This is a genomic window from Agrobacterium sp. LAD9 (genome assembly GCF_003031125.1).
Lineage (GTDB): Bacteria > Pseudomonadota > Alphaproteobacteria > Rhizobiales > Rhizobiaceae > Agrobacterium > Agrobacterium radiobacter.
This window is the reverse complement of record NZ_PHGS01000001.1, coordinates 132796-141607: the sequence shown is the minus strand read 5'-3', so window position 1 is coordinate 141607 and position 8812 is coordinate 132796. Positions and strand designations below refer to the sequence as shown.

The 8812-nt window shown below is 60.3% G+C and carries 8 protein-coding genes; 4 read left to right on the top strand and 4 right to left on the bottom strand.

The features are described 5' to 3' along the window. The 4 genes from DA915_RS00695 to DA915_RS00680 all read left to right on the top strand — a co-directional run. Nucleotides 1-718: ABC transporter permease (locus DA915_RS00695; protein WP_153064507.1), on the top strand; the 718-nt coding region annotated here is incomplete at its 5' end. Next, nucleotides 715-1653: an ABC transporter ATP-binding protein gene (locus DA915_RS00690; RefSeq protein ID WP_107674810.1), complete on the top strand. Its 939-nt coding sequence runs from the start codon at nucleotides 715-717 to the stop codon at nucleotides 1651-1653. The genes DA915_RS00695 and DA915_RS00690, both read left to right, overlap by 4 nt. Continuing rightward, nucleotides 1650-2390 carry an ABC transporter permease gene (locus DA915_RS00685; RefSeq protein WP_107674808.1) on the top strand — a complete coding sequence of 247 codons (741 nt, stop codon included), beginning with the start codon at nucleotides 1650-1652 and terminating at the stop codon, nucleotides 2388-2390. Before DA915_RS00690 ends, DA915_RS00685 begins: the two co-directional genes overlap by 4 nt. Before the next feature lie 108 nt (nucleotides 2391-2498). Further along, on the top strand, nucleotides 2499-2987 hold the full coding sequence (locus tag DA915_RS00680) for a gluconokinase (protein WP_003507357.1): 489 nt from the start codon (nucleotides 2499-2501) through the stop codon (nucleotides 2985-2987). Here the strand turns inward: DA915_RS00680 and DA915_RS00675 are convergent. The 4 genes from DA915_RS00675 to DA915_RS00660 form a co-directional block, all read right to left on the bottom strand. Further along, nucleotides 2984-4285 (bottom strand): FAD-binding oxidoreductase, encoded by a 1302-nt coding sequence (locus tag DA915_RS00675; RefSeq protein WP_192886372.1) that lies wholly within the window; start codon nucleotides 4283-4285, stop codon nucleotides 2984-2986. The genes DA915_RS00680 and DA915_RS00675 overlap by 4 nt on opposite strands. 1 nt (nucleotide 4286) lies before the next feature. Beyond that, entirely contained in the window at nucleotides 4287-5648 is a 1362-nt protein-coding gene (locus tag DA915_RS00670) for a glutamine synthetase family protein (protein WP_060727103.1), read from the bottom strand. A 172-nt stretch (nucleotides 5649-5820) separates the two neighbouring features. Next, nucleotides 5821-7068 (bottom strand): FAD-binding oxidoreductase, encoded by a 1248-nt coding sequence (locus tag DA915_RS00665; RefSeq protein ID WP_107674804.1) that lies wholly within the window; start codon nucleotides 7066-7068, stop codon nucleotides 5821-5823. A 101-nt stretch (nucleotides 7069-7169) separates the two neighbouring features. Continuing rightward, complete coding sequence (locus DA915_RS00660) at nucleotides 7170-8810, bottom strand: ABC transporter ATP-binding protein (RefSeq protein ID WP_107674827.1); 1641 nt, start codon at nucleotides 8808-8810, stop codon at nucleotides 7170-7172. Nucleotides 8811-8812: the final 2 nt, after the last annotated feature.

Here is an 8812-nt window from a genome sequence, read left to right as displayed (position 1 = left end):
ACTGACAAGCGGCCTCTGGAACGATCTCTCCATCATCAAGGAATATACCGGCCGGGCCGATATATTCTGGACCGAGGCCCTGCGGCACGTGGAGCTTGCCATCGGCTCGCTGATCGCGGCGACCATCGCGGGTATTCCGCTCGGCATCCTCTGTTACAAGGTCGAACGGCTGCGGGCGGGGGTGCTGAATACCCTCAATATCGTCCAGACCATCCCCTCCATCGCCCTTTTCGGTTTGCTGATCGCGCCGCTCGGATGGATCGCGGCCACGGTCCCGGGTGCAGCGAAGATCGGCATTGCCGGCATCGGCATGGCGCCCGCCTTCGTGGCGCTGTTTCTCTATTCGCTGCTGCCGGTGGTTTCCAACACGGTGGTCGGCCTTGCCGGGGTTTCGCAGGCGGTGCGGGAAGCGGCGCGCGGCCTTGGCATGACACCGGTGCAACGGCTGCTGCGGGTGGAATTTCCGCTGGCCATGCCGGTCATCCTCACCGGTATTCGCATCGTGCTGGTGCAGAATATCGGGCTGGCGACGATCGCGGCCCTGATCGGCGGCGGTGGTTTTGGCGTTTTCGTGTTTCAGGGCATCGGGCAGACGGCCATGGATCTCGTGCTGCTTGGCACCGTGCCCACCGTTCTTCTCGGCTTTGCCGCCGCGATAACACTCGATGCCCTCATCGACAGCAATCTCTTCAGCGCAGGCGGAAGGAAAAAGGCATGATCGAGATCGACACCATCACGAAACGATATGGCGATACGACCGTCGTGGATCAGGTATCGCTAACGGTAGCGCCGCGCACCGTCACCGTCATCGTCGGCACCTCGGGGTCGGGAAAAACCACCCTGCTGCGCATGATAAACCGGCTGGTGGAGCCAACCTCCGGCATGATCCGGATCGACGGAGAGGATGTCAGCGCGATACCCGGCTTCAAACTGCGCCGCCAGATAGGCTATGCCATTCAGGGCCATGGCCTGTTTCCGCACCGGACGGTCGCCGAAAATATCGCGACCGTGCCGCAGCTGATCGGCTGGGACCGCAAGCGCATCGCGGCCAAGATCGATGCGCTGATGCACCTCTTCCAGCTTGACCCCGCGCTCTATGCCGACCGTTTCCCACATGAACTCTCAGGCGGCCAGCAGCAGCGCGTCGGCGTGGCGCGTGCACTGGCCGCAGAACCCAACATTCTTCTGATGGACGAGCCCTTCGGCGCCTTGGACCCGGTGATCCGCGCCAAGGCCCAGAACGATCTTCTCGATATCCAGAAGAAGCTCGGTGTGACGGTCGTTCTCGTCACGCATGATATGGACGAGGCTTTTCATCTGGCGGATCGTATCGCCGTGATGGACAAGGGCCGCATCGTGCAGGACTGCCCGCCATCCGAGCTCGTGCTGAAACCGGCGACGGATTTTGTCCGCACCATGATCGGCGAAAACGAACGGGCGCTGAAACTGCTTTCGGTTCTCTCCGTTGCAGACATCGTGGAGCCGGGAAGTGCCGAGGGTGAACCGCTCACCGAACATACAAGCCAGCGCGACGCCCTGTCGGCAATGTTATGGGCGGGCCGCGATGCCTTGCCGGTAATCAAGGCTAACGGGCAACACGCCGGCCGGGTGCGGCGTGACGTTCTCCTCCAGCGTGCCGCCGGCGCCCCATGAAAAACGCCTTATCCCTGTTTGCCCTCGGTTTCCTGACGCTGGCGCTGATCATCTTCCTCGCCGTGCCGCAGGTCTTCGCACCGCTGTTCCGCCCTCTCGTGCAGGCCAATGCGCCGGCGATCTACACGCAGGCAAATCTCTTTTCCCTGACGCTGTCACATCTAACCACAGTCGCGATTGCGACCGGGCTCGCCACACTGACGGCGGGCGCGCTTGCGGTTCTCGTCACCCGGCCATTCGGGACGGATTTCCTGCCGCTCTCGCGCAGCATCGTCAATATCGGCCAGACTTTTCCGCCCGTGGCGGTGCTGGCGCTTGCCGTACCGATAATCGGTTTTGGCGAAAAACCCACGCTCATTGCGCTGTTTCTCTATGCGTTGCTACCAGTTTTCGAAAATACGCTGACAGGGCTGACCACCCTGCCCGCCACCGTGATGGATGCCGCCAGAGGCAGCGGCATGACCGGCTGGCAACGGCTTGTCAAAGTGGAATTGCCGCTTGCCCTCCCGGCCATTCTGGCGGGCATCAGGCTTTCGGCGGTCATCAGCCTTTCCACCGCTACCATCGGCTCGACAGTCGCGGCGCATACGCTCGGTGAAGTGATCATTGCCGGTCTGCAATCCAACAACCTCGCCTTCATTCTGCAGGGCGGGCTTATCGTTGCGGCGCTGGCGATCCTGATTCACACCGGCTTTTCCGCGCTGGAAAAAGCCGCAGCCCGCAAAACCGGGCACTGACATGGGCAAGCCCCGCATTTTTGTATTCCCGATATCTGCCGCACATGTTAGGGGCTGACCGTCGAAACAGAAATATCAGAGGTTCGGGTGACACAGGCAATTGTCGTGATGGGAGTGAGCGGCTCTGGCAAGTCCACGGTCGCAGAGGAACTGGCGGAAAAACTGGGTATTGCCTTCATCGAGGGCGACAAGCTTCACCCTAAATCCAATGTCGATAAAATGTCCGAGGGTATTCCCCTGACTGACGAAGATCGCTGGCCCTGGCTCGATCTGATCGGCGCGGAACTGCGCAAGGGCAGCGAAAATAACGGTGTCGTCGTTTCCTGCTCGGCGCTCAAGAAAATCTATCGCGACCGGCTTCGCAAGGCTACCGGCGGCCCGCTTGCCTTCGTTTATCTGGATGGCAGCCTGGAACTTCTCAGCCGGCGCATGGGTGAACGCAAGGGCCATTTCATGCCGCTTTCGCTGCTGCAGACCCAGCTTGCCACGCTGGAAGTGCCGACTGGCGAACCGGGCGTCGTAACCGTCAGCATCGACACCACACCCGAGGATATTGCGAAAAACGCACTTTCCGGTTTGAAGGCGGTAACGTTCTAAAATCCGAGCCTGTCGCGCATGCCGTACCACCATGCACCAAGCACGGTCAGCGGCACGCGGAACGTCTTGCCGCCCGGGAACGGATAGTTCGGCAGCGAACTCCAGATATCGAAACGTTCAGCGTGACCGGCAACGGCCTCGCCCAATATCTTGCCAAGCAGATGCGTGGTCGTGACGCCATGGCCGCTGTCGCCATGCGAAAAATAGATATTGTCCGAGAGCCTGCCCATATGCGGGATGCGCGTCAGGGTCAGCGCGAAGTTGCCGCTCCAGGCGAAGTCGATCTTCGTCTTTTCCAGTTGCGGGAAGGTCTTCAGCATGTTCGGCCGGATCACGCCCGTCAGATCGGCAGGGTCGCTGCCGCCATAACCGATGCCGCCGCCATAGAGCAGGCGATTATCCGAGGTGCGGCGGTAATAATCGAGAATATAGTTGGCATCCTCGACGCAATAATCGGCGGGCAGAAGCTCCTCGATCAGATCGGCATCGAGCGGCTCCGTCGCCATGACCTGGCTTGAGACGGGCATCATCCGCTCGCCGATTTCCGGCAGCAATGTACCGAGATAGGCATTGCCGCAGACGAGAACATATTTCGCCCTCACGCTGCCCGTCGCGGTTCGCACGACAGGGTTTTCCCCCTGCTCTACCGCAATGACCCGCGAATTTTCGAATATCCGTGCACCGAGGCTTTCAGCCGCCGCCGCTTCCCCCTGCACCAGATTGAGCGGGTGGATGTGGCCACCGAAGCGGTCGATCATGCCGCCGGCATAACGGTCCGTCTTCACATACTGGCCGACATCCGCCTTGGAGACCATTTCGAGCCCGCCATGGCCGTGTTTTTCCCAATGGGCCTTGTGAGCTTCCATTTCGCGAATCTGTTTCGGCGTAAAGGCGGCAAAGAAACCGCCATCGACGAGATCGCAGTCGATGGCGTATTTGGCGATACGGCTGCGGATGATAGTGCCGCCTTCAAGCGACATTTCTCCGAGCTTCACCGCCTTTTCGTGCCCGTAACGGCCGGCGATGGTCTCGAGATCACGGCTATAGCCGTTGACGATCTGGCCGCCATTGCGACCCGAAGCGCCGAAGCCGACCCGCACACCTTCAAGAACGATAACGGAATAGCCGCGCTCACTGAGTTCAAGCGCTGCGGAAATGCCGGTGAAACCGCCACCGATGACGCAGACATCCGCTTCCAGCGCGCCTTCAAGTGTCGGCCGCACGGATTTGACATTGGCGGAGGCCGCGTACCAGGAGGATGTGTGGCCGGGATTGGGAATGTTCATTACCTCAGCCATCTCACACCGTCCTGATATAGGCGTCATATTCGACGTCGGTTACACGCAGGGAAAATTCGGAAAGCTCCTGCTGTTTGCAGGCGGAAAACAGCGTCCGGTACTTCTGGCCGAGCGTCGCATAGGCAAAGCTCGATCGCGTGAAGCGCTGCAATGCATAGTCCCAGTTGGTGGGCAGCGGCTCGTGGTTGATCGCGTGGCTGTCGCCGGCAATCGCGCCGCCGGGTTGGCGTTTCTCCTTCATGCCGGCAAGCGCGGCGCTCAGGATCATCGCGACAACGAGATAGGGATTGGTATCGGCACCGGCGACGCGATGTTCGATACGCGTCGCCGCCTTGCTGGCAACGATGACACGCACCGCCGCCGAGCGGTTGTCGATGCCCCAGGAGGCATAGGTTGGCGCATGTTCGCTGGGGGTCAGCCGGCGATAGGAATTGGCATGGGGCGCGAAGATCGCCATGCTTTCCCCCATGTTTTCCAAGAGGCCGCCAACCGAATGCATCAGCGCATCCGACGGGCCATTTTCCCCGGCGTAGATGTTCCTGCCGTCCCTATCGAGAACGGAAAAATGCACATGCATGCCGTTGCCGGCCTGCAAACCGTAAGGCTTGGCCATGAAGGTCGCGTCGAGATCGTGCCGGCGCGCCACGCCCTTGACGATGCGCTTCAGGAAAACGGCAAAATCGGCGGCCTGCAGGGCATCCGGCACATGGTTGAGATTGATTTCATATTGTCCGGGGCCGTTTTCGCGCAGCGTCGTATCGGCAAGAACGCCCTGCGCCCGACAGGCTGTGGCAATGTCATGGAAGACATCCTCGAAATCCTGCAATTCGGAAATCGACAGAACCTGTGTCTGGCCCGTATGCCACCGGCCCTCGCGGCTATGCGGCGGACGGACGGGGTCAAGTGCAGAGCGGACGGGATCGATCAGGTAAAATTCGAGTTCGGTCGCCACGACCGGCGTGAGACCGGCCTTTTTATAGGCGCTCAGAACCTGCGCCAGAACGTGCCGGGGATCGCCATAAAAACCGGTTCCATCCGGATTTTTCATCGCCAGCAGAACCTGTGCCGTAGGCCTGCCAAGCCATGTGACCCGCGACAGCGTGCCGGGAACGGGGAAGCAAAAACCATCGGGATCGCCCGTGCCTTCCGCAAGACCTGCGGCATGCACATCCCGCCCCCATATATCCAACGCATAAACGGAACGGGGGATAGCCATTCCCTTTTCAAGAACGTCGATTGCCCGTTCGCGCGGAATCCACTTGCCGCGCGGCACACCATTCGCGTCTATGACGAAAGCTTCAAGTATTTCGATATCGGGGTTATCGGCGAAAAATTTCTTTGCGTTTTCAATATCATCCATCATGCACCAGCAAGCCGTTTCCATCTCGTTTCATGCGCAGCGAAGGTCGCTAACGAAAATCGTCCTGCTGCTGATAGATGAGAAACCTCGCCACCATGATGACGTTTGCCCCTTTTCCCCTTTGCACTTGACCATGTTACGTGGCCTGTCCCCGGAAGGCCAGCGGATTTAGCTATCAGGGATTGAACCTTTCCGGGCGATAGGCGTCGATGGCGATAACAGGCGTTTCGCCCAGCATGGTTTCCGCCAGCACACGGCCGGTGATCGGCCCAAGCGTGAGGCCGTGATGGGCATGCCCGAAAGCAAACCACAATGTTTTATGACGCGGTGCTTTGCCGATGATCGGCATCATATCCGGCGTGCAGGGCCGCGCGCCCATCCACGGTTCCGCATCCAGCCTGCCGCCAAGAGGAAAGACGGTGCGCGCCACCCGTTCCGCCCGCTCGATCTGCACGGGAGATTTCGGTGCATCGCGCTCGGCAAATTCCGCACCCGTTGTCAGGCGGATACCCTTTCGCATCGGCGCAAGGAAATACCCACGTTCGGCATCGATCAGCCAGTTATTGAGCTTCGTGCCCTCCTGCGGCGCATAATGCATGTGATAACCGCGCTTCACGCCGAGCGGGAAGCGGTAACCCAGCCGTTCCGTGACGGTATCCGCCCAGGGACCAAGCGCCACGACGGCATGTTCGGCCTCGACCGCGCCGGTCTCGGTGCGCACCGTCCAGCCGCTTGTCGTTTGGCTGAGGGTGAAGGCATCGCCCCGGATAAAAGTTCCGCCGAGGCTTTCAAACAGTTTGACATAGGCAAGCGTCAGCGCGTGCGGATCAAGCACCGACCACGGGTCATCCCATTTCAGCCCGCCGACGAAATCCCGGCTGAGATGCGGTTCGGCCGCGGCCAGCTTTTCGGCATCGAGTTTGGTGTGGGATATGCCGTGCTCGCGCGAAAGACGCTCGGCAAAGGCATAATCAGCGTCCCGCCTTGCGGCGGTCCTATAGGCCTGCATCCAGCCATTTTTCACGATCAGATCGCCGGCCTTGGCCTCGTCGATCAGGATGCTGTGCTCGGAAACTGAATGTTCGATCAGCGGCGTATAGGCGCGAGCGATCGTGGCATGCCGCATGGCTGCGGAATTATACCAGTAACGGCCGAGGAAAGGCGCCATTCTCGGCAGGGCAGAGGGCCTATAACGGACATCGATCCTGTTGTTCAGCGAATAGCGCAGCAGCAGCGCAAGGTCGTGCGTGAAGCCATAAGGTACCACGCCCTCTCTCTGGATCAGCCCCGCATTACCGAAAGAGGTCTCTTCGCCCGGTCCGCGCCGGTCCACCAGCACTACCGATTTGCCCCTCCGGGCCAGTTGCAAAGCGACAGAGACCCCGATGATCCCCGCTCCCAAAACGACCACATCCGCTGCCATCGCAATCAATCCGTTTCCATGTCACGTCCATCGCAACATGGGTCGGCATTTTCCGCGAAGCAACAGAAAAATCATTGCCTTAATGGAAAATTCGACGCGCCTTACTGGCTGACCGCTTTCGTTTTCACCGCCTCGATATTGAAGGCCGCCGCCAGCAGCGCCTTGGTATAGTCCTGCTGCGGGCTGGCGAAAATATCCGCCGCCGGACCGCTCTCCACCACCTTGCCGTGGCGCATGACAATCAGGTCGTTGGCAAGCGCCTTCACCACCTTCAGATCGTGGCTGATGAAAAGATAAGCCAGTTCGTGCTTTGCCTGGAGATCGCGCAAGAGATCGACCACCTGCGCCTGCACACTCATGTCGAGCGCGGATGTTGGCTCATCCAGCATGACGAAACGGGGTTTAAGCACCATGGCGCGGGCAATGGCGATGCGCTGGCGCTGACCGCCGGAAAACTCATGCGGATACCGCCAGCGGGTGGCCGGATCGAGGCCGACCTCTTCCAGCGCAGTGGCCACACGGGTATCGCGCTCGTCGGCCGAAAGAGATCGCTCATGCACTTTCAGGCCCTCGGCGACGATCTCGCCTACGGACATGCGCGGGCTGAGCGAACCATAAGGGTCCTGAAACACCACCTGCAGCCGGTTTCTGAGCGGCTTCATCATTTCATAGGAATAGTGGTCGATCGACTGGCCGATGAAGCTGATACGTCCCTCAGACGCGATCAGCCGCGAGAGAGCCAAACCGAGCGTCGTCTTGCCCGAGCCGGATTCGCCCACCACGCCCACCGTCTGGCCTGCACGCAGGGTGATATCGATGCCGTCGACCGCTTTCACATGGTCGACCACCCGGCGCATCAGCCCCGCCTTGATCGGGAACCAGACCTTGATGTCGTCGCCCTGCATGACCACGGATTTGCTGGCGTCGGAAAGCGGCGGCTCACCCTTCGGTTCTGCAGCCAGAAGATGGCGGGTATAGGCGTGTTGCGGATCGGTAAACACCTGCTCCACCGTGCCGGTCTCGACGATCTTTCCCTTGGTCATGACGCAGACGCGGTCGGCAAATTTGCGGACGATACCGAGATCATGGGTGATGAACAGCATGGACATGCCGTGCTGCGTTTTCAGATCACCGAGCAGCTCGAGAATCTGGGCCTGAACCGTCACGTCAAGCGCCGTCGTGGGTTCATCGGCGATGAGCAGTTTCGGCCGGTTGGCAAGCGCCATGGCGATCATTACACGCTGCCGCTGGCCGCCGGACAATTCATGCGGATAGGCCTTCAGGCGCTTTTCCGGTTCGCGAATGCCCACTTGAAGCAACAGTTCCAGCGTACGCGCCCGCGCCTCCGCGCCCGTAATCGCCTGATGCAGCTCCAGAATCTCACCGATCTGCCGCTCGATGGTGTGGAGCGGGTTGAGCGAGGTCATCGGTTCCTGAAAGATCATGGTGATGTCGTTGCCGCGCACGGCGCGAAGCGCACGTTCCGGCAGGGTCAGCATATCCTTGCCGTCGAACAGGATTTTCCCCGAAGGATGGCTCGCTGCCGGATAGGGCAGCAATTTGAGGATGGAATTCGCCGTGACCGACTTACCGGAACCGGATTCGCCAACGAGGGCGACGACTTCGCCCGGCATCAGGTCGAAGGAGACCTGATCGACGGCGATGCTGGTCGCGCCGCCCTGATGGAAGGCGACGGAGAGATCACGGACAGAGAGAAGCGGCTGAATATTTGTTTCCGTCATGG